This is a genomic window from Planotetraspora mira, assembly GCF_016863275.1.
GTDB classification, from domain to species: domain Bacteria; phylum Actinomycetota; class Actinomycetes; order Streptosporangiales; family Streptosporangiaceae; genus Planotetraspora; species Planotetraspora mira.
On record NZ_BOOO01000019.1, the window covers coordinates 289,579 to 311,265 of the forward strand.

19 protein-coding genes are annotated in these 21,687 nt (G+C 69.2%); 13 read left to right on the top strand and 6 right to left on the bottom strand.

The window, feature by feature from the left end:
* Nucleotides 1-25: 25 nt before the first annotated feature.
* Nucleotides 26-1,051, bottom strand: coding sequence for a LacI family DNA-binding transcriptional regulator (locus Pmi06nite_RS19360; protein WP_203954443.1), 1,026 nt, complete (start codon nucleotides 1,049-1,051; stop codon nucleotides 26-28).
* A 267-nt stretch (nucleotides 1,052-1,318) separates the two neighbouring features.
* Between Pmi06nite_RS19360 and Pmi06nite_RS19365 the strand changes: the two genes are divergently transcribed.
* The 5 genes from Pmi06nite_RS19365 (at nucleotide 1,319) to Pmi06nite_RS19385 (ending at nucleotide 7,509) form a co-directional block, all read left to right on the top strand.
* On the top strand, nucleotides 1,319-2,596 hold the full coding sequence (locus Pmi06nite_RS19365) for an ABC transporter substrate-binding protein (RefSeq protein ID WP_203954444.1): 1,278 nt from the start codon (nucleotides 1,319-1,321) through the stop codon (nucleotides 2,594-2,596).
* Nucleotides 2,593-3,510 carry a carbohydrate ABC transporter permease gene (locus Pmi06nite_RS19370; RefSeq protein ID WP_203954445.1) on the top strand — a complete coding sequence of 306 codons (918 nt, stop codon included), beginning with the start codon at nucleotides 2,593-2,595 and terminating at the stop codon, nucleotides 3,508-3,510. The genes Pmi06nite_RS19365 and Pmi06nite_RS19370 overlap by 4 nt, the downstream gene beginning before the upstream one ends.
* Complete coding sequence (locus Pmi06nite_RS19375) at nucleotides 3,507-4,313, top strand: carbohydrate ABC transporter permease (protein ID WP_203954446.1); 807 nt, start codon at nucleotides 3,507-3,509, stop codon at nucleotides 4,311-4,313. Before Pmi06nite_RS19370 ends, Pmi06nite_RS19375 begins: the two co-directional genes overlap by 4 nt.
* Nucleotides 4,314-4,351: 38 nt before the next feature.
* Nucleotides 4,352-6,301, top strand: a complete 1,950-nt coding sequence (locus Pmi06nite_RS19380; protein ID WP_239114022.1) for a glycoside hydrolase family 127 protein — start codon at nucleotides 4,352-4,354, stop codon at nucleotides 6,299-6,301.
* Nucleotides 6,302-6,579: 278 nt separating this feature from the next.
* Nucleotides 6,580-7,509, top strand: a complete 930-nt coding sequence (locus tag Pmi06nite_RS19385) for an NAD-dependent epimerase/dehydratase family protein (RefSeq protein ID WP_203954448.1) — start codon at nucleotides 6,580-6,582, stop codon at nucleotides 7,507-7,509.
* A gap of 75 nt (nucleotides 7,510-7,584) precedes the next feature.
* Here Pmi06nite_RS19385 and Pmi06nite_RS19390 read toward each other — a convergent pair whose 3' ends face one another.
* Complete coding sequence (locus tag Pmi06nite_RS19390) at nucleotides 7,585-10,443, bottom strand: discoidin domain-containing protein (RefSeq protein WP_239114023.1); 2,859 nt, start codon at nucleotides 10,441-10,443, stop codon at nucleotides 7,585-7,587.
* 243 nt (nucleotides 10,444-10,686) lie between these two features.
* On the opposite strand from Pmi06nite_RS19390, the gene Pmi06nite_RS19395 reads away from it, so the two are divergent.
* Nucleotides 10,687-11,736: a LacI family DNA-binding transcriptional regulator gene (locus Pmi06nite_RS19395; RefSeq protein ID WP_239114024.1), complete on the top strand. Its 1,050-nt coding sequence runs from the start codon at nucleotides 10,687-10,689 to the stop codon at nucleotides 11,734-11,736.
* A 34-nt stretch (nucleotides 11,737-11,770) separates the two neighbouring features.
* Here Pmi06nite_RS19395 and Pmi06nite_RS19400 read toward each other — a convergent pair whose 3' ends face one another.
* Together Pmi06nite_RS19400 and Pmi06nite_RS19405 are read right to left on the bottom strand one after the other, a co-directional pair.
* On the bottom strand, nucleotides 11,771-12,469 hold the full coding sequence (locus tag Pmi06nite_RS19400) for a phosphatase PAP2 family protein (RefSeq protein ID WP_239114035.1): 699 nt from the start codon (nucleotides 12,467-12,469) through the stop codon (nucleotides 11,771-11,773).
* 2 nt (nucleotides 12,470-12,471) lie between these two features.
* Complete coding sequence (locus Pmi06nite_RS19405; RefSeq protein WP_239114025.1) at nucleotides 12,472-13,194, bottom strand: phosphatase PAP2 family protein; 723 nt, start codon at nucleotides 13,192-13,194, stop codon at nucleotides 12,472-12,474.
* 127 nt (nucleotides 13,195-13,321) lie between these two features.
* Between Pmi06nite_RS19405 and Pmi06nite_RS19410 the strand changes: the two genes are divergently transcribed.
* Entirely contained in the window at nucleotides 13,322-14,215 is an 894-nt protein-coding gene (locus Pmi06nite_RS19410; RefSeq protein WP_203954451.1) for a diacylglycerol/lipid kinase family protein, read from the top strand.
* A gap of 32 nt (nucleotides 14,216-14,247) precedes the next feature.
* Here the strand turns inward: Pmi06nite_RS19410 and Pmi06nite_RS19415 are convergent, their stop codons facing one another.
* Entirely contained in the window at nucleotides 14,248-15,450 is a 1,203-nt protein-coding gene (locus Pmi06nite_RS19415) for an MFS transporter (RefSeq protein ID WP_203954452.1), read from the bottom strand.
* 103 nt (nucleotides 15,451-15,553) lie between these two features.
* Between Pmi06nite_RS19415 and Pmi06nite_RS19420 the strand changes: the two genes are divergently transcribed.
* Nucleotides 15,554-16,153 (top strand): TetR/AcrR family transcriptional regulator, encoded by a 600-nt coding sequence (locus Pmi06nite_RS19420; protein ID WP_203954453.1) that lies wholly within the window; start codon nucleotides 15,554-15,556, stop codon nucleotides 16,151-16,153.
* Nucleotides 16,154-16,172: 19 nt separating this feature from the next.
* Here Pmi06nite_RS19420 and Pmi06nite_RS19425 read toward each other — a convergent pair whose 3' ends face one another.
* Nucleotides 16,173-17,009 (bottom strand): class I SAM-dependent methyltransferase, encoded by an 837-nt coding sequence (locus tag Pmi06nite_RS19425; RefSeq protein ID WP_203954454.1) that lies wholly within the window; start codon nucleotides 17,007-17,009, stop codon nucleotides 16,173-16,175.
* A 76-nt stretch (nucleotides 17,010-17,085) separates the two neighbouring features.
* Here Pmi06nite_RS19425 and Pmi06nite_RS19430 point away from each other — a divergent pair, with 76 nt between their 5' ends.
* From Pmi06nite_RS19430 to Pmi06nite_RS19450, 5 genes are all read left to right on the top strand, one after another.
* Nucleotides 17,086-17,718, top strand: coding sequence for a TetR/AcrR family transcriptional regulator (locus Pmi06nite_RS19430; RefSeq protein WP_203954455.1), 633 nt, complete (start codon nucleotides 17,086-17,088; stop codon nucleotides 17,716-17,718).
* A gap of 140 nt (nucleotides 17,719-17,858) precedes the next feature.
* Nucleotides 17,859-18,140: a metal-sensitive transcriptional regulator gene (locus tag Pmi06nite_RS19435; protein ID WP_203954456.1), complete on the top strand. Its 282-nt coding sequence runs from the start codon at nucleotides 17,859-17,861 to the stop codon at nucleotides 18,138-18,140.
* A 25-nt stretch (nucleotides 18,141-18,165) separates the two neighbouring features.
* The gene (locus Pmi06nite_RS19440) at nucleotides 18,166-18,378 is read left to right on the top strand and encodes a heavy-metal-associated domain-containing protein (protein ID WP_203954457.1); all 213 of its coding nucleotides are present in this window, start codon (nucleotides 18,166-18,168) and stop codon (nucleotides 18,376-18,378) included.
* A complete protein-coding gene (locus Pmi06nite_RS19445; RefSeq protein WP_203954458.1) occupies nucleotides 18,375-19,304 on the top strand; it encodes a DUF8832 domain-containing protein in 930 nt (309 codons plus the stop codon). The genes Pmi06nite_RS19440 and Pmi06nite_RS19445 overlap by 4 nt, the downstream gene beginning before the upstream one ends.
* A 27-nt stretch (nucleotides 19,305-19,331) precedes the next feature.
* Nucleotides 19,332-21,584, top strand: a complete 2,253-nt coding sequence (locus tag Pmi06nite_RS19450) for a heavy metal translocating P-type ATPase (RefSeq protein WP_203954459.1) — start codon at nucleotides 19,332-19,334, stop codon at nucleotides 21,582-21,584.
* Nucleotides 21,585-21,687 lie beyond the last annotated feature (103 nt).

Below are 21,687 nucleotides of genomic sequence, written 5' to 3' on the forward strand. Positions count from 1 at the left end.
CGCGGACCGATGACCCCGCCGGCGATCAGCGGGGGGTGGGCGGCGCGGCCGAGTCTCTGATGACCAGACGGCACGGCATGCGGTGGACGCCGCTGGTTGCCCGTCCCTCTATCGCGGCGAACAGGTGCTGCGCGGCCGTACGGCCCAGCAGTTCCAGGTTCATGTCCATGGTGGTCAGCGGTGGCCGCGTCTCCTCCGACAACACCTCCCAGTTGTCGTAACCGACCACCGCGATGTCGTCGGGCACCCGCCGCCCCCGTTCGCGCGCCGCCTCGATCAACCCCGCCGCGATCTGGTCGCTGCCGCAGAAGACGGCGTCCACGTCGGGATCCGCGTTGAGCACGATCTCGGCCGCGTGCCGTCCCCAGCGTTGCGACCAGGCGCCGTAGACGACGCGGTCTCCCGACAGGGGAAGCCCCGCCGCCTTCAGCGCGCCCAGGGCCCCCTCCGCGCGCTCTCGTGCGGCCGTGTAGTGCGTCGGCCCCGTGACGTGGGCGATCCTCCGGCGTCCCAGCGCGATCAGATGCCGTACGGCCTCGCCGGAACCGGCCACGTCATCGGGGACGAACGACACGTCCTCCGGGTCGTCGGACGGCGCGTAGGCGTAGACGACCGGGATGGACAGGTCGCGGCTGATGGAGGGCCTCGGGTCGGTGCTCTCCCCCACCACGATCAGCCCGTCGACCCGCCTGGCGAGCAGCGTGCGCAGGTAGTGCTGCTCGCGGAAGGCGTCACCCCGGGCGTCGCACAGCAAAACCGCGGTCTCGCCTGAGCCGAACGCGTCCTCGGCGCCGAGCATGACGGGGATGCCGAATCGGCCGACGCTGTCGCTCGTCAGCAACCCCACCGTCCGGGTCTGGCCGGTCACCAGACTGCGGGCCAGCGGGTTCGGCTGGAAGGACAGCTCACGCGCGGCGGCGACCACCCGGTCACGAGTCTCCGCGCGTACCTGTCCCCGGCCGTTGAGCGCCTTGGACGCGGTCGCGATCGAGACTCCGGCCAGAGCCGCAACGTCATTGATCGTCACCGCGCGTGGTCGGTCAGAAGGCATCGCGAAAACCTTTTCTTCGGGAACATCACTGTCGCCAGAAAGCTCGATCGACCGTTCACGCAGACCATAACGGTCGTGCCGACATCACGGCAACCACCGGGACCGCCGCGCCCATTGACAGCTCATCAGATGACGTTTACGTTTCCGAAAACCTTTTATTTTGCTTCACGCCGGTGCGATCGCAAGCAGTTGCTTGGTTGGGGCGCGAGCACCGGGCATCCGCCGCCGTCATGGACGGCAACCCCCCAGAAGTGCAAGGAGCAGGACATGGCAAAAAGGTTTTCCGCGGCGATAGCCGCTGGGCTCTTGGTGACAGCGCTGGCCGCGTGCGGCGGCGGCGAGCAGACGGAGGGCGGAGCGTCCGGAGCCCCCGACAGCGGGACGACGATCACGATGTGGACCCGCGCGGCCACGCAGGCCCAGAGCCAGCGACTCGTGGACGCCTACAACAAGTCCCACAAGAACCAGGTCAAGCTGACCGTGATCCCGATCGACAACTACCAGCCGCGCATCGCCGCCGCGGCCGGCGCCGGGCAGCTTCCCGACATCTTCGCCGCCGACGTGATCTTCGTGCCGAACTACACGTCGCAGGGGCTCTACCTGGACATCACCGACCGGATCGCGAAGCTGCCCTTCAAGGACTCGCTCGCCGCCTCGCACATGAAGCTCGGCACGTACGAGAACCGGATGTACACCCTCCCGCACACGCTCGACCTGTCGGTCTGGTTCTGGAACAAGGACCTCTACAAGAAGGCCGGGCTCGACCCGGAGAAGGGCCCGACGACCCTGAAGGAGTTCGCCGCGCAGGCGACCACGGTCCAGGACAAACTCGGCAAGGACGGCAAGGTCCACGGCACGTTCTTCGGCGGCAACTGCGGCGGCTGCTACGTCTTCACCTTCTGGCCCTCGGTCTGGGCCGCCGGCGGCCAGGTCATGAACGAGCAGGGCACCAAGTCGCTGGTGAACCAGTCGCCGATGACCGACGTCTTCCAGACCTACAAGGACCTGTACGCCAAGGGCGTCAGCGGGCCGACCACGAAGGAGGAGCAAGGCGCCACCTGGACGGGCTTCTTCCCCAAGGGGGAGATCGGCGTCATGCCCATGCCGTCCACGACGCTGGGCTCCATGCCCGCTGACATGAACATCGGCGTCACCCCGATCGCCGGCCCCGACGGCGGCCAGTCCACGTTCGTCGGCGGCGACTCGATCGGCATCTCCGCCACCACCAAGCACGCGGACGCGGCCTGGGACTTCCTGTCCTGGACGGTCGGCGACGAAGCCCAGGTCGAAGTCCTCGCCAAGAACAAGGACGTGCTGGCCAGGACCGACCTCGCCAGCAACAAGTACTCCGAGGCCGACCCCCGGGTCGTCCTGATCAACTCCCTGGTCGCCAAGGGGCAGACGCCGTACGCCCTGCGCTTCGGCCAGACCTTCAACGACCCGCAGGGGCCGTGGCTGCGCTTCGCCCGTGAGGCCGTCTTCGGTGATCCCGCCAAGCTGGCCGAGCTCAACGTCGCCATCGACAAGTCGCTCGCCCAGTCATGACTCGACTCGCCCCGCCCCGCGCGGGCCGTGACCTTGACAAGGTCGCGGCCCGCGCGTCCCACGCCCGAGGCCGTCCCCGCTCGCGTCGATACATCGGGATGCTCTACGCGGCCCCGACCGCCGTCATCGTCGGGGTGCTGTTCCTCGCTCCCCTCGCGCTCGTCGTCTGGATGTCGCTGAACAAGTGGCCGCTGCTGGGCCAGGCGAGGTTCAACGCGCCGGAGAACTACACCAAGATCTCCGATGACCCGTTGTTCGTGGACTCGGTGTTCTTCACGCTGAAGTACACCCTGATCATCACGGTCCTGCTGTCGGCGGTGGCGCTCGGCCTCGCCCTGCTCGTGCAGAACCGCAGGCCAGGGGTCACCTTCTTCCGCACGGCCTTCTTCCTGCCGGGTGCGGTCGGCTTCGCGGCGGCCTCGCTGCTGTTCTACGGCATGCTCAATCCCGACTTCGGGCCCCTCGGGTTCATGGACGTGAAGTGGATCGGCACGCCGAACATGGCGCTGTTCTCCACGATCGCGCTGGTCCTGTGGAGGTTCGCCGGGTTCAACATGCTGATCCTGCTCACCGGTCTGCAGGCGATCCCGGTCCAGGTCTACGAGGCCGCCAGGACCGACGGGGCGAGCAGGTGGCAGACCTTCACCAAGATCACGCTGCCGCTGCTGCGCCCGACGATCGCGCTGATGCTGATCCTGAGCATCACCGGCTCGCTGCTGGCCTTCGACCAGTTCTTCATCTTCACCAACGGCGGCCCCGACAACAGCACGGTGTCCATGGTCATGGTCATCTACCGCAACGCGTTCTTCCGCTTCGACCTCGGCGGCGCCGCGGCGCTGTCGGTCGTTCTGCTGGCGGCGCTGGTCGCGCTGAACGCCCTGCAGTTGCGGGTTCTCAGGGGAGGCGACAAATGAGGCGCACCGGCTCGTATTCCGCCACGTCGGCGCTGGCCGTCCTGTTCCTGTTCCCACTGCTCTGGAGCGGGTGGTCGTCCCTGAAGGGGCAGCCCGGCAGCGGGCAGACCAACGGGTACGGCTTCGGCAACTACACGAGGATGGCCCACTTCGGCGAGGGGCTGACCTCCTACCTGACCAACAGCCTGCTGGTGTCGGCGATGACCGTCGCGGGGACGCTGCTGGTCTCGGCGCTGGGGGGCTACGCGTTCGCCAGGTTCGCCTTCCCCGGCAAGAACCTGCTGTTCCTGGCGACGCTGGCGATCCTGATGGTTCCGTACGCCACGATCCTGATCCCGCTCTATGTGCTGCTGGGCAAGATCGGCCTGCAGAACTCCCTGGTCGGGCTCAGCCTCGTCTTCGTCATGTTCCAGTTGCCGTTCGCGCTCTACATGATGCGCAACTCGTTCGAGGCGGTGCCGCGGGAGCTGGACGAGTCGGCGATGGTCGACGGATGCGGCACGTTCCGCGCCTTCACCCTGATCCTGCTCCCCGCAGTCCGGCCGGGCCTGGTCACCGTGGGGCTGTTCGCCTTCCTCGCTTCGTGGAACGACTTCCTCGCCCCCCTGATCCTGCTCAACGACGGGGCCAGCTTCCCGCTCCCCGTGGCCGTCTGGAGCATGACGCAGCGCACGTTCGGGGCGATCGACTACGGGATGCTCGAAGCCGGGGTCATGGTCATGGCCATTCCCTGTCTGCTCCTGTTCATCGTGCTCCAGCGCTACTACGTGCGCGGATTCATGTCAGGCGCGCTGCGCGGCTAGCGGCTTCTCTTCGCATGAGAACTCTGAAAAGGACAAATGTGACCGGCATCGTCGAAAGACACACCTCCCCTGTCGCCCCCGTCGTCCCGCGCGGCGGGGTGTTCACCCCGCTCGGTCTTGATGAATCCCGGCTCGCCGGAGGATTCTGGGGGGAGCGCCAGGAGCTCAACCATGACGCGATCATCCCGCACGCACTCCATTGGCTGGAGCGGGCGGGCTGGGTGGGGAACTTCGACAACGCGGCCTCCGGCCGGCCGTACGAGCACCGGGGCATGGAGTTCGCCGACTCGGAGATCTACAAGATCATCGAGGCGATCTCCTGGGATCGGGCGAGAACCGGCCCGGGAGGCGCCGACCTCCACGCCGAACTCGACGCCGCGCTCGACGGGCTCGTCGACCGGCTGGCGGCGGCACAGGACGCCGACGGCTACCTGCACACGCTGTTCGGCCGGGCCTGGCAACGCCCTCGCTACTCGGACCTCTCCTGGGGGCACGAGCTCTACTGTTTCGGGCATCTCCTCCAGTCGGCGGTCGCCAACGCGCGTGCGGGGGCCAACGCCAAGTACCTCCAGGTGGCGACGGCGCTGGCCGATCATGTCTGCGTGATGTTCGGGGAGAACGGGCTGCGCACGGTGTGCGGCCACGCCGAGATCGAGCTCGGCCTGGTCGAGCTCTACCGGCTCACCGGCGTGCGCCGCTACCTGGACCAGGCGGCCCTGTTCATCGATCGGCGCGGCGCTGGAACGCTCCCTCGCATCGAGTACGGCAGCGCCTACGCCCAGGACGACATGCCGGTGCGCGAGGCAACCGTGCTGCGCGGCCACGTCGTGCGGGCCCTCTACCTGTCGGCCGGCGCCACGGACGTCGCCGTGGAGACCGGCGACACGGAACTGCTGCATGTGCTCGAGACCCAGTGGGCCAACACCGTCGCGACCCGCGTCTACGTCACGGGCGGGATGGGATCCCACCACAACGACGAGGCGTTCGGCCTCGACTACGTCCTGCCGCCTGATCGTTCCTACTGCGAGACGTGCGCGGGCGTCGCCTCCATCATGTTCAGCTGGCGGCTTCTCCTCGCCACAGGGAAGAGCCGGTATGCCGACCTGATCGAGCGCACGCTGTACAACGTCCTGGCCGCGTCTCCCGCGCGCGACGGCAGGGCCTTCTTCTACGCCAACACGCTGCACCAGCGTTCGGTGAGCGTGCCGGCGCCGGTCAACGCCGACGGCCTGTGCCTGAGAGGCGCGAGCAGCCGGCGCGAGGCCTGGTTCGAGGCGTCCTGCTGTCCGACCAACCTGGCCAGGACTCTGGCGAGCCTCGGCGCGCTCTGGGCGACCAAGGACGCCGAGGGCGTGCAGATCCACCAGTACGGCGGCGCGTCCGTCGACACGGTCCTGGCGGACGGACGACGGGTCAGCCTCGATGTGGAGACCGAGTTCCCCCATGCCGGCACGGTCAGGATCACGATCCGGGAGTCCCCCGGCACCCCGTGGACGCTGTCGTTGCGTGTCCCCGAATGGGCGGAGGGTGCGAGCGTGTCGGTGAACGGGGTCGCGGAGGAGGCGGCGCCGGGGGCCGCCTCGGTCACGAGGCCGTTCGTCGCCGGGGACACGATCGTGCTGGAGTTGCCCATCGAGGCGCGGTTCGTCTTCCCGCACCCTCGCGTCGACGCGGTCAGGGGCTGCGTCGCGGTCCAGCGCGGTCCCGTCGTCTACGCCCTGGAGTCGGTCGACCTCCCCCATGGCTGGAGCACGGAGGCGACGGTCGTCGACGTGTCCAAACCGCCGATGTCGGACCGGGACAGCGTGCGCGTCCACCTCTCCTCGGCGGACTCCCCCGTGCGCGACTTCCCCTATTCGGTCAGCGCCGCGGACGTCACCCCTCACCTCACGGCCTCGGCCGAAGTGCCGCTGACGCCCTATCACGACTGGGCGAACCGGGGTCCCTCGACCATGCGCGTCTGGATTCCCGCGGGCACGGCCGAGTGATCGGTCGCACGGAATCGGGGGTCGCGACGGCGTGAGACGTGCGCCATCGCGAGATTGAACGGCCGGCCTCCGTGAGCCGCTGACGGGTCACTTGCGCAGCCTGTCGAGCATGGCTCGCGGATCGACCGGTTCGGACGCCCGGGGCCGGGTTCGCCTCTGAGCCCCGCCCCGGGCCGCCGTCCGCTCGGGATCGGTTTCCGCCGCGCGGCCGGCAAATGCCCTGGCGACCAGGCCTGGCGACAGGACGGAGATCTTGCCTGCCCTTAGGCTCCCTACTCATGCGCATACTTGTGACCGGCGGAGCCGGGTTCATCGGCTCCCACCTGACCGACGCCTTCCTGGCCAGGGGTGACGAGGTCGCCGTGCTCGACGACCTGTCCTCCGGCAGGCTGACCCGGTTGGATCCCCGGGTGGCGGCGCACAGGGCCTCCGTCGCCGACCCCGGCGCGATGGCGGCGGTCATCGCCCAGGTCCGGCCCCAGCTGATCTGCCACCTCGCGGCGCAGATCGACGTGCGGGCCTCGGTGGCCGATCCGGCGGGCGACGCCCAGACCAACGTCATCGGCACCATCAACGTGCTGGAGGCGGCGCGCGCCGCCGGGGCCCGGGTGCTGTTCGCCTCGACCGGCGGCGCCCTGTACGGCAAGGACGCGGTGATCCCCTCGGACGAGGATCAGCGGCCCGAGCCCGAGGCGCCGTACGGCACGGCCAAATACTGCGCCGAGCAGTACATCGGCCTGTCCAACCGCCTCCACGGGACCGCCCACTCGGTTTTGCGGCTCGGCAACGTCTACGGCCCGCGCCAGGACCCGGCCGGGGAGGCGGGAGTGGTCGCCATCTTCTGCGGCAAGGCCATGCGGGAGGAGCGGCCCGTCATCTACGGCGACGGCACCCAGACACGGGACTACGTCTACGTCGGCGACGTCGCCGCGGCCTTCCTCGCCGCGGCCGGCTCCTCCGCCGCGGGGGTGTGGAACGTCGGCACCGGCATCGAGACCAGCATCCTCACCCTGGCCGACGTCATCGGCCAGGTCACGGGCCGGAGCATCGAGCCGGAGTTCGGGCCCGCGCGGCCCGGGGAGCTCCGGCGCAGCGCGCTCGATGTGGCACGCGCCGCCGGTCAGCTGGGCTGGAAGGCGGCCACCTCACTGTCCGAGGGCGTCGCGAGCACCTACGCGTGGGTGCGGGACGGCGGGCCCGACAGATAGGGCTCGGGCCGCACGCGGAGTGGAGTGGCGGAGGAGGGGTGACCTCCTCCGCCACGGGAGCGGACCGCCGTTACCTCAGCGGTTGTAGATCTTGATTTCGGTGAGACCCGACTTCGCACCGGAGGCGTTGGTCATCAGCACCCGCACCCGCTGCGCGCTGACCGGCGTGAACTGGACCACGTTGTAGTTGCCCTGCGGTGTGCTCGGTGTCTTGACCTGGGCCGCGGCGTTGGTCCAGGTGCTGCCGTTGAGGTACTGGATCTGGTAGGCGGACGGCGGACGGTAGGTGGCGCTCGCCGGACGGCTGTCCTTGAAGTAGAGCCGGACCTCGTCGAGGGTCTTGGCGCTGCCGAAGTTCACCTCGTACCAGTCCTGGGCGTTGGGCGAGCCGCCCGCACCCCAGTAGGGCTCGTTGACGGGGTAGCCGTCCACCGCGCCGCCGGTGCTGGTGCCGCCACCGGTGTAGGAGGCCGACACGGTGGCGCCCTGGGCGAGGTTGGTCAGGTTGGCGGTGAGGTCGACTCCTGCCTTGGCGAGCTCGTCGACGACGCGCGCGTCGGACTGGACGACCTGCTGCGGCGACCGGAGACCGGCGATCGCGGTGCTGAAGGCCACGGTCCCTGTGGTGCCGCTGAAGGTGACCGCGCCGGTGTCGGGGTTCCACACGAAGGGCACGAGCTGGTTCACCGTCGCGGCGCGGGTGCCGTTGATGTAGATGGAGTACCCCTGGGGCACACCGGGGTACTTGACGACGCCGTCCGCCGGGTCGTCCCAGACGATGGACAGGTCGGCGTTGCGGTAGCGGATGTTGTTGACGGCGAAGTTGGCCCATCCGATGTTGATCGGCGACAGCTCCACCTTGTTGTCGTTGCGGGGCCGCAGCCCGGCGACGTCCTCGATCAGCGTCCAGTTGCTGCTGCCGAGGATGTTGTGGTGGATCCACGAGCGGTAGGTGATGGACGAGCCGTTCCAGTTGGCCCAGAACTCGTTGGCGTCGGGCCACTGGGTGTTGCCCCCGACGTACTGGGCCCAGGTGTTCCAGTAGAGCAGCTTCTTGTAGTCGGTGGTGGTGATGTAGGAGCTGGGGTAGTTGCGCAGAGCGGACGAGAAGAGCCGGAACTGCACGGTGGAGTTGATCGTGGAGAAGTTGTTGCTGCCCGGGTTGCCGGCCGCTGCGGCCGCCGCCTTGTCCTTCTGGTTGGCGGTGTAGAACGGGAAGACCGGGTATTCGGCCGGGTCGGTGAACAGCCGCAGCGCCTCGCGGTAGGTCGCGGTGTTGGGCATCAGCCCCACGGCGTACGGATAGAAGTTGTTGATCTCCTTCCACGGGTCCAGGGTGTTGGTGGACACGTGGCGGTGTTGCAGCACGCGCGCGGTCGGGTTCCACAGCACGTTGACGACCGCGTTCTGCACGCGGGTGGCGAGCGTGCGCATCTCGGCCGCCTTGGTGGTGTTGCCGATCGCGTCGTACGCCTGCGCCGCGGCGAGGGCCCCGCTGTAGACGTACGCGGACTCGGTGCGATCGAGGTTGCCGCTGCGCCAGTGGAAGGAGACGGCGTCGGCGTCGTTGCCGGTCAGCGCGCCCCAGTCGTACTCGATCAGGCCGTTGTTGTCATGGTCGTAGAAGCTGAGCTGGCCCTTCGCGTCGCCTTCCGCGTACTTGGCGAGGTTGGCCGCGATGCCGGGCTGACCGCCGTGGATCTGGTAGCTGCGCCAGGCCGCCTCACCGATGTACTGCGTGTAGCTGTTGGACCAGTTGGCCGGATCCCCGGGGTTGTCGAGGAACCTGCCGCCCTTGGAGACCTGACCGACCGAGAGCCAGTCGCCGTAGGCGTACAGCGGGGTGCGGAGGTACTTGAGATCGTCGATGTGCATCGGCTGGGTGAGCACGATGGCGTTGTTGTACCCGAGCGCGCCCTCGACCGAGGTGGGGAACTGGTAGGTCTGGCCGGGCAGGTTGGCGTCGAGGTTGTTGAACCTCATCAGCCACCACCGGTAGTAGTAGTTCTTCTTGATGGCCGGCTCAGGCGAGTCGAAGTACGGGATGTTCTGCGCCCACCACAGATTGTAGGCCCGCACGTGCGTGGCGAACGCGGTGGCGTTGGTGTAGCCCTTGTACGCGTTGTACTCGGTCAGCGACTCGGGGATCTCGTTGGTGACGAAGCCCATCACGACCTTGGCGGTGACGGTGGCGCCCGCGCCGACGGTGACCGAGCGGTTGAGTCCCCCGCTGGTGACGGTGAACCCGTCGCCCGACAGACGCGGGGACAAGGTGGTGAGGTTGTTGAACGCGCTGCGACTGCCGGTCAGCTCGTTGCCGCTGCCCGAGGTCGCGTACGGCGAGGTCGCCCGCAGCTGCAGGGTGGTCGCGGAGGTGCCCGAGTTGGTGATCGAGAAGTTCGCCACCGCGACGTTGTTCTGGGTGATGAACTTGGTCTGCTCGACGCGGACCGAGCCGCTGGTGTGCACGCTCTTGAAGTAGCTCGGCGCCTGCCAGCGCTGGGAGACCTGCTCGGTGAAGGTGCCGGGCGTGATGGCCACGGTGAACGCGCTCTGGTTGCTGATGCTCTCGATGTAGGCCACGTTGCCGGCGAAGCCGAGCGTCCCGGGGTTGTGGGTCTTCATGAACAGCGCCCGGCCGCGTGTCATCAGGATGCCGCCGTCGGCGTCGGACGGATCGCTGCCGGAGCGGCTGAGCAGCCGGTCGATCCAGAAGTTGGTGCCTGAGCTCTCCGAGTCGTAGACGGCCTGCATCATGTTGCCGGTGTTGTAGGCGACCGGCGGCGCGGGTACGGCGGGGCCGCTGAAGGTCGGGTATCCGATGGTCTGGGCCGCGGACGCTTGCCGTCCTGGGGCCACGAGCGCGCTGGCGACAAGGCAGAGTATGGCCACCATGACCAATGATCTCGACCTGGAGCGGGCGTACACCAGCATCGCGTCACCTCCTTCGGGGTGGGACTGGCGGGGGGGTGCGAAGTAGCGAGGGTCCGTGCCGACGCGCCCGGGATGCGCCGCTTCCGTTCACGATCGGCTCCGAAAAGGTTTTCGGCAACGTTAAATTTCGATAACGAGAGCCCGGCGACGAGGTGTTGTATCGGACGGATCTTCGACATAAGCTCAGGACACGCGCCCCTCCCGACTTTGTCGGCATCTCGAAACGCTTTCGAAAGGTTTTCGGTGGGCCGACGTCGTTCCGAACTGGTGACCCTGGCCGACGTGGCCAAACTGGCCGGGGTTTCCGTCGCGACGGCGTCCAAGGCGCTCAACGGACGGCCCGAGGTCGCGGACGCCACCCGCTCACGGGTACGCCATGCCGCCGCGGAGTTGGCCTTCCATCCCAACCCGCTCGCCCGCGGGCTGATCGGCGGCCGCACCCGCACCATCGGACTGCTCACCGACGAACTCGGCGGGCGCTTCTCCATGCCGGTGCTGCTCGGAGTGGAGAACGCCCTGGGCAACGAGGAGATGTCGGTGGTGCTCTGCGACGCGCGCGGCGACTCCATCCGCCGCCAGCACTACATCCGCACCCTGGTGGCCAGGCAGGTCGACGGCTTCATCATCCTCGGCGAGAGCAACGACCTGCGCCCGTCGCTGACCCGCGACATCCCGGTGCCGGTGGTGTACGTGTACGGGGAATCCAGCGACCCCGGGGATCTGTCGATCCTCGCCGACGACGAGGGAGGCGCACGCCTCGCCGCCGAGCACCTCATATCGCTACAAAGGCGTCATGTCGGGCACATCACCGGCCCAGAGTTGTACCGTGCCGCGCGTGACCGGGCGGCCGCGCTGCGCCGGGTGCTGCACGACTCCGGTCTGGACCTGGCCGGTGGCGAACCCTTCCACGGCGAATGGTCACGCCGCTGGGGCCGGCATGCGGCGCACATGCTGCTCACCGCGGACCCCGACCTGGACGCGATCTTCTGCGGCAACGACCAGATCGCCGACGGCGCCTGCGAGACGCTGACGAACCTCGGGCGGCGCATCCCCGACGACGTCGCGGTGGTGGGCTACGACAACTGGGAGACGCTGGCGGCCGACTGCCGTCCGCCGCTGACCACCATCGACCTGAATCTGGAGCAGTTGGGCGCCATCGCGGTGGAGCATCTGTCCGCGGCCCTGGACGGACACCGCACGACCGGCGTCATCCGCCATCCGGGACGGCTGGTGGTCCGCGAATCGACCGGCCCGCCGTCCCTTCGCCCATCGCCGGCCGCCGCACACGGGTGAGACGCAGGGCTTACCGAGACACCGGCCACGGGGCTCACCGAGGCACACGGTGCGGATCACGCTCCGCCTCCTGGAGTTGCGGGCGCCGCTCCTCGCGCCGGTAGAGGATCGCACGCGCGGCGACCGTGACACAGCAGACGCCGAGCAACAGGCCCCAGATGACGTCGGTGGGGAAGTGCATGCCCCGGTACAGGCGAGAGAAGCCGACGATGAGCGGGACGGCGACGGCCACCGCCCAGATCGCCACCCGCGACGCCCTGTCGCGGATGTGCGAGGTCAGGATGAGCGCGATCGCGCAGTAGAACCCGACGGCGGCGCTGACGTGCCCCGAGGGGAAGCTGGAGGTGGGCGGGGCGGGGTCGAGGTGCCGCACCGGCGGCCGGTGCCGGCCGACGAGTTCGGTGGTGGCGAGGAAGACGAGCGACTGACCCCAGACGGACGCCATGAGGAAGACCGATTCGCGCCAGCGTTTGTGAACGAGCCTGAACACGATCACGCCCACCACGGTGAGCGCCACGATGTACGGCATGTCCGACAGGCTGGTGCCGTAGTCCGTGAGCGTGTTCAACAGCGAGGTGCGGTCGGCGGCCAGGCCCCTGTTAACGGCCGCCTCACCGGTCGGCCACCTGAGGATCAGCTCGCCCACGCCGTATGTCGCCGCGGCCAGCAGGAGCAGCGGCACGACGATCGACAACGCGTAGTACCGCACGTGCCCGGTCATGGCTGTGGGCATCTTCACCGGCCCGGCTCCATTCCCTCGCTCAGCGGCGCGGCCGGCCTGCGGCCCTGCTCTCGCCGCCACGTCTCGAATGCCGCCGCGGTGGCGGCGACCACGGCTGTGCCGAGCGCGATCCCGGCGATCACGTCACTGACCCAATGCACGCCGAGGGCGATCCTGGTGTAGCCGACCGACAGGACCAGGAGGCACGCGAGGGCCCAGGCGACGCGCCGCCCCCACCGGGAAAGCATGGGCAGGACGAGCAGGACGATGACGCCCGCCCCCAGCGTCACGTTGACGGCGTGGCCCGACGGGAACGACTCACCCGGTGCCAACGCGACGGGATCCGGAAGGTTCGGCCTGGCCCGGGCAACGATGACCTTGAGCGCGAGGCCGAGCAGCCCGCCGACGGTCACGGTGGCGAGCGCCCATACGGCCAGCCTGGGCGCGCCCTTGTGCACCAGCCGGACGGCGAACGCGGCGACCGCGATGCGCCAGGGCCACGGCCCGAACAGGTCGGTCCAGACGATGAGCAGCCTGGTGACTGCGGGGTGGGCGAGCGCGTACACGTGCAGGTCCTCGGCGACCTCCGCGTCCAGCCGGTTGACCGGCATCTTGGCGATGACGAGCAACACGGTGAAGGGGACCATGGCGAGCGCCACGGCGAGGCCGGCGACCGTCAGGCGCAACCCCAGAGCGCGGTCACTCCCGGCGTACGCCTTCAACCACGGATGTGTCACCGTCCGGCTCCTTCGCGATCGGAGTGGCGCTTGATCGCACGGCTACCCGGGCAGAAGGCGCTGACTCCTGTTCTGCTCACTGGTGTGGATCATCTTTGAAAGCCGTCGTCGAGGGTAGCCGGGAAGCATGTCCCCCACCGTGGCGGTTGTCGCGCACCGCAAGAAGACCCTCGGCGCCGGCCTGGACAGGCTGCGCGTGCTGGTCAGCGAGCAGGACGTCGGCGACCTGCTCTGGTACGAGGTGCCCAAGAGCAGAAAGGCGCGCAAGAAGGTCCGCGACGCGCTCAGGCGCGGCGCCGACCTGGTGTTCGTCTGGGGTGGCGACGGCATGGTCCAGCGGTGCGCCGACGCGATGGCCACCTCCGGTGTGCCGATGGCGATCCTCCCCGCGGGGACCGCGAACCTGTTCGCGGGCAACCTCGGCATCCCCGCCGACCTTGAGGAGGCGGTGCACATCGGCTTCCACGGCCGTCGGGAGAAGCTGGACCTCGGGCTGCTGAACGGCGAGCATTTCGCTGTGATGGCCGGTGCCGGATTCGAAGCCGAGATGATCGCCGACGCCGACGGGCAGGCCAAGAGGCGGCTCGGGAGGCTGAGCTATGTCAAGGCGGCCGTCCGGCACGTCGGCGGCCCGCTCGTGCCGATGAAGATCAAGGTCGATGGGGTGACCTGGTTCGACGGGGAGGCGAGTTGCCTGCTGCTGGGCAACGTCGGCACGATCGCCGGCGGCATCGAGGCGTTCGACGATGCCCGGCCCGACGACGGCTGGCTGGAGGTGGGCGTCTCCACGGCCAAGGGACCGGTGCAGTGGGCCCGGGTGCTCGGGAAGATGGCGACAGGACGCTCCGAGGAGTCCCCGTTCGTCCGGATCACCCGTGCCAGGACCGTCTCCGCCCGGTTCGGCTCACCCCTGATGTACGAACTCGACGGCGGCGAACGCGAGGCCACCACTCGGCTCAAGGCCAAGGCCGTCCCGGGTGCGCTGACCGTCTGCCTTCCGGAGACGATCGAGGGCTCCTGACGCGAAGGTGCGGGCGGTGGCGTCCGCGCCCTTCAGGACGTGACGTCGGATGCGGCCTCCGCCCGGGTGACGCCGGCGGCCCGCCGATCGCCCGTGCGGAGCACGCCCGCGAACACGGCGAGCCCGCATGCGAGCGCCGTCACCACTCCGAAGGACACCACGAGGCTGGTCGCGTCGGCGATCGTGCCGATGGCGAAGGGGGCGACGAGTCCCGAGGTGTAGGTGACGGTGGCGACGCCCGCGATGGCCTGGCTCGGGTTCGGGCCCTTTCGTCCTGCCGCGGCGAACGCCAGCGGCACGACGACCGCGATGCCGACGCCCAGCAACGCGAAGCCGGCCATCGCGACCAGCGGATGCCAGGCGGTCATCACCAGCAGGCCACCCGCGGCGGCGATGACACCGCTGGCCCGTACGGTCCGCACCGCTCCGAACCGGTCCACCAGGGCGTCGCCGGCGATCCTGGCCACGGCCATGGTGAGCGTGAAGCCCGTGGTCGTCGCGGCCGCCACGCCCGCCGAGGCCGTCAGGACGTCTCGCAGGTACACCGCGGACCAGTCCAGGCTCGCTCCCTCACCGAAGGTGGCGCAGAACGCGACCGCACCGATGAGCAGCGCCGACTTGGGCGGCAGCGCGAACCGCGGAGGCGGCTCCTCGTCCTGATCCGGCCGCAGGTCGAGCACGTAGTGGCACGCCACGAGTCCGACGACCATGAGGGTGCCGGCCGCCGCGGCGTGGTGCAGTTGGGCGCTCACCTCGAGGTGCGCGGCGAGCGTGCCCACCGCGGAGCCGATCAACGCGCCGACGCTCCACATGCCGTGCAGCCCGGACATGATCGACTTGTCGAGCCGCCTCTCGACGTCGACGCCCAGCGCGTTCATCGCCACATCGCACATCCCCGCGCTCGCTCCGAAGACGAACAACGCCATGCACAACGTCGGCATGTTCGGCGCCAGAGACGGCGGGATCAGGGCCAGCGTCCACAGGGTGAGGAGACCGCGGAGTGCGGCACGGGCCCCGAAGCGGTGGCTCAGCCGGGCGGCGAGAGGCATCGTCAACGCGGCGCCGATCGCCGGGAAGGCCAGGGCGATCCCCAACTGGCCCGCGCTGACCGCGGCATGTTCCTGAATCCACGGAACCCGGGTCGCGAAGGACCCGGTCACCGAGCCGTGGACACAGAACACGGCGGCAACCGCGTATCGGGCCCGCCGCACGGTGCGCTGCTCGTAGCGTGCCAACAGGAGACCCCCGCGTCCGATCGGCCCATATCGGCCGCCCCAGAGAACTGTAAGCTCAATACCGACCAAGTGGTAGGTATCTGACGCCGGAAGAGTGGAGACAGTGGCCACCGGGGCTCAGCATGGTTACGAGAAGGGCCGCGCCAAACGACGCGAGATCATCGACCGCGCCGTGACGCTGTTCGGCGAGGTCGGTTACCGCGGCGCCTCCCTGCGCGAGATCGCGGCCCGCTGCGGGATCTCGCATCCCGGCCTGCTGCATCACTTCCCGACGAAGGAGTCGCTCCTGCTCGCCGTGCTCGAGCACCGCGACGAGGTGGACGGGCAGTGGTTGTCGATCGACGGCGCCACCGGCATGGAGTCGCTGCGCCGGCTGGTCGGCCTCGTCTCGATGAACGCCGCACGCCGGGGCATCGTCGAGTTGTTCGCCGTGCTGTCCGCCGAGGCGACATCTGCCACGCATCCCGCCCACGACTACTTCGTCGAGCGCTACCGGACATCTGTCGCCACCTTCGAGCTGGCCTACACGCGGGCCCGTGACGAGGGGATCCTGCGGCCCGGCATCGATCCGGGCATGGCGGGGCGGCAGCTCGTCGCCCTCATGGACGGCCTGCAGGTGCAGTGGTTGCTGGACGACTGTGTGACGGACATGGCGGGCATCGTCCGGGCACACGTCCAGGGTCAGCTGACCGAGCCGCTCTGACCGGCCCAGGCCCGGAGACTCAGGGGCGGACGGCGCTCACCAGCCAGACGGCGCCGGGAATCCGGACCCCCTCTGAGGTCTCGTACGGCCCGAGCCCCGCCCGCAGTTCCTCCCTCGCCCGTGCGACGACAGACCGGTCGACCCCTTCCAGGTTGAAGCGGACCGGCCCCTGGCTGAGGATGAACTCCGCCGCGTCGGCGGCGTCGCGGCCGTAATCCATCAGCGCCTCGACCGGAGTGACACTCACGTCGGCGAACCCGGCCGCACCGAGCACCTCGTGGATGCGGGCCGAGTCGACCAGGGATCCCATCCCCCGCGCCGCGGGCGACGGTCCACGCATCAGCGGCTTCAGCGCCGCGGTGGCACGGGCGTAGTCGCTGTCGGGGGCGCCGCCCTGCGGGCCCATGAACACGAGTCGCCCACCTGGCCGCAGCCCTCGCTGGATGTTGGCGAAGCCGGCCACCAGGTCGCCGAAGAACATGACGCCGCCACGGCTGATCGCGACGTCGAAGCCACCGTCGGGAAAGTCGTGGACCTGGGCGTCTCCCTGCTCGAACCTGACGTTGGGGACGCCCTGCTCCGCCGCGTCGGCGCGGGCGCGCTCAAGCATCGGCGCCGAGATGTCGACGCCGAGGACGCGCCCTCGGGACGCCTGCCGTGCCGCCAGCAGCGTGATCTGGCCCGTCCCGCAGCCGACGTCGAGGACGCGGTCATCCTCGTGGATCGCAGCGACGTGGAAGAAGTCGTCGGTGAAGGCGGCGACTATCGCGTTGTAGCGGGCGGGATTCCGCGCCCAATGGACGCCTTCCCAACCGTTCCACGCTTCCGCGTGCCGGGTGTTGGCGATTGCCTGCATGGGTCCTCCTCCTGCGTTTCGCACACTCTCGCTAGAGCTGAACTCTAGTGTCAATATCTAGAGATAAGCTACAGCCATGGGTCAGGTCAAGGGCGAGGACAAGCGGGCTCGAAAGGCGAAGGAGACGCGCCGGCGCATGCTGGAGGCCGCGAGCGAGCTGTTCGTCCAGCACGGCTACGGCGCGACGACGCTTCAGGAGATCGCCGACCGAGCCGGCGTCGCCGTCCAGACGATCTACTTCACGTTCGGCAACAAGCGCGTGCTGCTCAAAGAGCTGATCGACGTGTCGATTGCGGGAGACCACGAGCCGATCGCGACGATGGATCGGCCGTGGTTCCAAGAGGCCCTCGCCGCGGAGACCGCCGGAGCGCAGTTGCGACTCCATGTTCAGGGCACGCGAGGGATCCTGGAGCGAGTGGCTCCGATCATCGAGATGTTGCGCGCCGCCGCCTCGGCCGACCCCGGCATCGCCGAGCTCTGGGACCAGGACGCCGACCCGAGGTTCACCGTCCACGCGGCGGCCGCCCGGTCTCTGACGACCAAGCCGGGGATCCACCAGGGGGTGACGGCCGAGCACGCCGCCGACCTGCTGTTCGGCCTGCTCAGCCCCGAGCTCTATCTGCTGTTCGTCCGCGACCGCGGGTGGTCGCCCGACAAGTGGGAGCACTGGTCGTACGACACTCTGGAATCCCAGCTCTGCTCGGGGTGAGACGGCCTTCGGCTCGTCGTTCCCAATGATCTTCTTCTACTGAAGGCGGCCAACGGTCATCCAGGACGTCCCCTGCCATCGGAATACCCTGCGGGGGTATGGTGTTCCATAATCGGGCAAACTGATTTCCAGGTGGAGAAATGGCCGGATACACGGGAAGCAAAGAAGACCATCTCAGGCGGCTGCGGCGCATCGAGGGCCAGGTCCGCGGCCTGGAACGGATGGTCGACGAGGACAAGTACTGCATCGACGTCCTCACCCAGGTATCGGCCGCCAACAGGGCGCTTCAGGCCTTCGCGCTGGAGTTGCTCGAGGCGCACTTGGCGCACTGCGTCGCCGATGCCGTCGCCAAGGGCGGGGCCGAGGCCGACGCCAAGGTCAAGGAAGCCTCCGACGCCATCGCCCGCCTCGTCCGTTCTTGATCGACATAGAGCAGGAGTTCTCGTGATGACCACCGCCACCTTCACCGTCAAAGGCATGACCTGCGGCCACTGTGTCAGCTCGGTCAAAGAAGAGGTCGGAGAGGTTCCCGGCGTCGCCGGCGTCCAGGTCGATCTCGCCACAGGCCTCATGACAGTGGAGAGCGACTCCCCGCTCGACGCGGCGCAGATCAGGACCGCCGTCGCCGAAGCCGGATATGAAGTGGCGGATCCGTCGTGAACGCCCCGATCAAGCTGAGCGTGTACGGTCTCGGCCTCGCGGTGATCTTCATTTCGGCCCTCGGCATCGGCAACGCGGTGGGCGCGGTCGGCCCGGCGCCGGCGCACACGGGCCACGGCGCTCATGTGACCTCCTCCCCCGACCGTCAGACCACGGAGCCCGTTCCAGGGGGGCTGCAGACGTCCCAGGACGGTTACACCCTGACCCCGGAGGCCACCTCGATCACGCCTGGTGAGCGCACGGACTTCCGGTTCACCGTGACAGGACCCGACGGCAGGCCGGTGACCGGCTTCCAGGTCGCACACGGCAAGAGGCTGCACTTCATCGTGGTGAACCGCGACCTGAGCGGCTTCCAGCACCTCCATCCCACCGAGACCGGCGACGGAGTCTGGTCGGTCCCCCTGTCGCTGCCCGAGGCGGGAACCTATCGCGGTTTCGCCGACTTCACCCCCCCAGGACGCGAAGGGCTCACCCTCGGCACCGATCTCTACGCCGCGGGCGACTACACCCCGCATATGCTGCCGCCCTTCGCCCGTACGGCCACTGTCGACGGCTACACCGTCGAACTCGACGGCGTTCTGACTCCGGGTACGGCCAGCAGGCTCACGCTGAAGGTGAGCAAAGACGGCACGCCCGTCACCGACCTGGAGCCCTACCTGGGCGCCTATGGTCACCTGGTGGCGCTGCGCGCGGGCGACCTGGCGTACCTGCACGTGCACCCCGAGGGCACCCCCGGTGACGGCGAGACCCCGCCTGGGCCGGCGATCACCTTCTACGCAGAGGTGCCGAGCGGCGGCACGTACGGGCTCTTCCTCGACTTCCAGCACGCAGGAACCGTCCACACCGCGGCCTTCGCCCTCCAGGCCGTCCAGCCGCCTACCGGCACGACACCGGTCGAATCCGACCACGAGCACTCCGGCCACTGACGCCCGGGTACGCGGAAAGGAGAGGTGATGACCTCCACCACGCATGACAGGCCGCAGGCCGCCGGCGGTGCGGTCGAACTCTCGATCGGCGGCATGACCTGCGCGTCCTGCGCCACCAGGATCGAGCGCAAGCTCAACAAGCTGGAGGGCGTGACCGCGTCGGTCAACTACGCCACGGAGAAGGCCAAGGTGACCTTCCCCGAGGAGCTCGACCCGCGGCAACTGGTCGCCGAGGTCGAGAAGGCCGGATACACCGCCAAGCTGCCCGACCCGTCCGCGCCGGAGCCTGACGACGCGGGGCGGGAGCCCGATGACGAGCTCCGGCCGCTGCGGACGCGGCTGATCACCTCGGTGGTGCTGGCCGTTCCCGTGATCGCGATGGCGATGATCCCGGCGCTGCAGTTCACGTACTGGCAGTGGCTGTCGCTGACGCTCGCCGCGCCGATCGTGGTCTACGCCGGACTTCCGTTCCACAAGGCCGCGTGGACCAACCTGCGGCACGGCGCGGCGACCATGGACACCCTGGTGTCGCTGGGCACGATCGCCGCGTTCGGCTGGTCGTTGTGGGCGCTGTTTTTCGGTACGGCGGGCACCCCCGGCATGACCCACGGGTTCGACTTCACCATCGCGCGCGGCGACGGGTCGGGCGACATCTACCTCGAGGCCGCCGCGGGCGTGACGGCCTTCATCCTGGCGGGGCGCTACTTCGAGACCCGATCCAAGCGCCGCGCGGGCGCCGCGTTACGGGCGTTATTGGAGATGGGCGCCAAGGACGTCACAGTGCTCCGCGATGGCGTAGAGGAGCGCATCCGCGTCGGCCGGCTGGCCGTCGCGGACCTCTTCGTCGTACGGCCAGGCGAGAAGATCGCCACCGACGGTGTGATCGAAGAGGGCACCTCGGCCGTCGACGCGAGCCTGCTGACCGGCGAGTCCGTCCCCGTCGAGGTCCGGCCGGGTGACGCCGTCACCGGCGCGACCGTGAACGCGGGCGGCCGGCTGGTCGTCCGCGCCACCAGAGTGGGCGCCGACACCCGGCTCGCCCAGATGGCCCGGCTCGTGGAGGAGGCGCAGACCGGCAAGGCCCAGGTCCAGCGGCTCGCCGACAAGATCTCGGCGGTCTTCGTGCCGACCGTGATCGCGCTGGCCGTCGGCACACTGGGCTTCTGGCTCGGAACCGGCGCGGGCGCGGGGGCGGCCTTCACCGCGGCGGTCGCCGTGCTCATCATCGCCTGCCCCTGCGCGCTCGGCCTGGCCACCCCGACCGCTCTGCTGGTCGGCACCGGCAGGGGCGCCCAGCTCGGCATCCTCATCAAGGGGCCCGAGGCGCTGGAGTCCACCCATGGGATCGACACCGTCGTCCTGGACAAGACCGGCACGGTCACCGAGGGCAGGATGACCCTGGTCCAAGTCGTCACCCGTGAGGGCGAGAACCGCGACGAGGTCCTGCGCCTGGCCGGGGCGCTGGAACACGCCTCCGAGCACCCGATCGCCCAGGCGATCGCCCGAGGCGCCGTCGAACAGGTCGGTGAACTGCCCGTCCCCGAAGACTTCGCCAACGTCGAGGGCCTGGGCGTGCAGGGCGTCGTGGACGGCCACGCCGTACTCGTCGGGCGGCCCCGACTGCTCGCCGAGTGGTCCCAGCATCTCCCTCACGACCTGGAGCGGGCGCTGCACGCCGCGCAGGACGCCGGCCGTACTGCTGTCGCCGTCGGCTGGGACGGCAAGGCGCGCGCGGTCCTCGCGGTCGCCGACGTCGTCAAAACCACCTCGGCCGAGGCCGTCTCCCGGTTGCGTGCGCTCGGCCTGACCCCGGTGCTGCTGACCGGCGACAACGAGACCGTCGCCCGGTCGGTCGCCGCCGAGGTCGGCATCGGCGAGGTCACCGCAGAGGTGCTGCCCGCCGACAAGGTCGACGTCGTCAAGCGACTCCAGGCCGAAGGGAAGGTCGTGGCGATGGTCGGCGACGGCGTCAACGACGCGGCCGCGCTCGCCCAGGCCGACCTCGGCCTGGCCATGGGCACCGGGACCGATGTGGCCATCGAGGCCGCCGACCTGACGCTGGTCCGCGGTGACCTGCGCGTCGCCGCCGACGCGATCCGGCTGTCGCGACGGACGCTCCGCACGATCAAGGGCAACCTCTTCTGGGCCTTCGCCTACAACGTGGCCGCCCTGCCGCTGGCCGCACTCGGGTTGCTCAACCCCATGATCGCCGGTGGGGCCATGGCGTTCTCCAGTGTGTTCGTGGTGAGCAACAGCCTCCGCCTGCGCCGCTTCCGATGATCCGGCCGACGGGCCTCCGGCAGTCGCTCCGGAGGCCCGTTCGTCGTGCCTGCGCTCGTATGGGTGACGCGGCCCTCACAGGAGTGCCGTCGTTCCATGTTTC

What these genes read in the sequence shown, in the direction of transcription:
- Pmi06nite_RS19360 (WP_203954443.1), bottom strand. Translation starts at nt 1,051, where the DNA reads ATGCCTTCTGACCGACCACGCGCGGTGACGATCAATGACGTTGCGGCT.
- Pmi06nite_RS19365 (WP_203954444.1), top strand. Translation starts at nt 1,319, where the DNA reads ATGGCAAAAAGGTTTTCCGCGGCGATAGCCGCTGGGCTCTTGGTGACA.
- Pmi06nite_RS19370 (WP_203954445.1), top strand. Translation starts at nt 2,593, where the DNA reads ATGACTCGACTCGCCCCGCCCCGCGCGGGCCGTGACCTTGACAAGGTC.
- Pmi06nite_RS19375 (WP_203954446.1), top strand. Translation starts at nt 3,507, where the DNA reads ATGAGGCGCACCGGCTCGTATTCCGCCACGTCGGCGCTGGCCGTCCTG.
- Pmi06nite_RS19385 (WP_203954448.1), top strand. Translation starts at nt 6,580, where the DNA reads ATGCGCATACTTGTGACCGGCGGAGCCGGGTTCATCGGCTCCCACCTG.
- Pmi06nite_RS19390 (WP_239114023.1), bottom strand. Translation starts at nt 10,443, where the DNA reads ATGCTGGTGTACGCCCGCTCCAGGTCGAGATCATTGGTCATGGTGGCC.
- Pmi06nite_RS19400 (WP_239114035.1), bottom strand. Translation starts at nt 12,469, where the DNA reads ATGCCCACAGCCATGACCGGGCACGTGCGGTACTACGCGTTGTCGATC.
- Pmi06nite_RS19410 (WP_203954451.1), top strand. Translation starts at nt 13,322, where the DNA reads ATGTCCCCCACCGTGGCGGTTGTCGCGCACCGCAAGAAGACCCTCGGC.
- Pmi06nite_RS19425 (WP_203954454.1), bottom strand. Translation starts at nt 17,009, where the DNA reads ATGCAGGCAATCGCCAACACCCGGCACGCGGAAGCGTGGAACGGTTGG.
- Pmi06nite_RS19430 (WP_203954455.1), top strand. Translation starts at nt 17,086, where the DNA reads ATGGGTCAGGTCAAGGGCGAGGACAAGCGGGCTCGAAAGGCGAAGGAG.
- Pmi06nite_RS19435 (WP_203954456.1), top strand. Translation starts at nt 17,859, where the DNA reads ATGGCCGGATACACGGGAAGCAAAGAAGACCATCTCAGGCGGCTGCGG.
- Pmi06nite_RS19440 (WP_203954457.1), top strand. Translation starts at nt 18,166, where the DNA reads ATGACCACCGCCACCTTCACCGTCAAAGGCATGACCTGCGGCCACTGT.
- Pmi06nite_RS19450 (WP_203954459.1), top strand. Translation starts at nt 19,332, where the DNA reads ATGACCTCCACCACGCATGACAGGCCGCAGGCCGCCGGCGGTGCGGTC.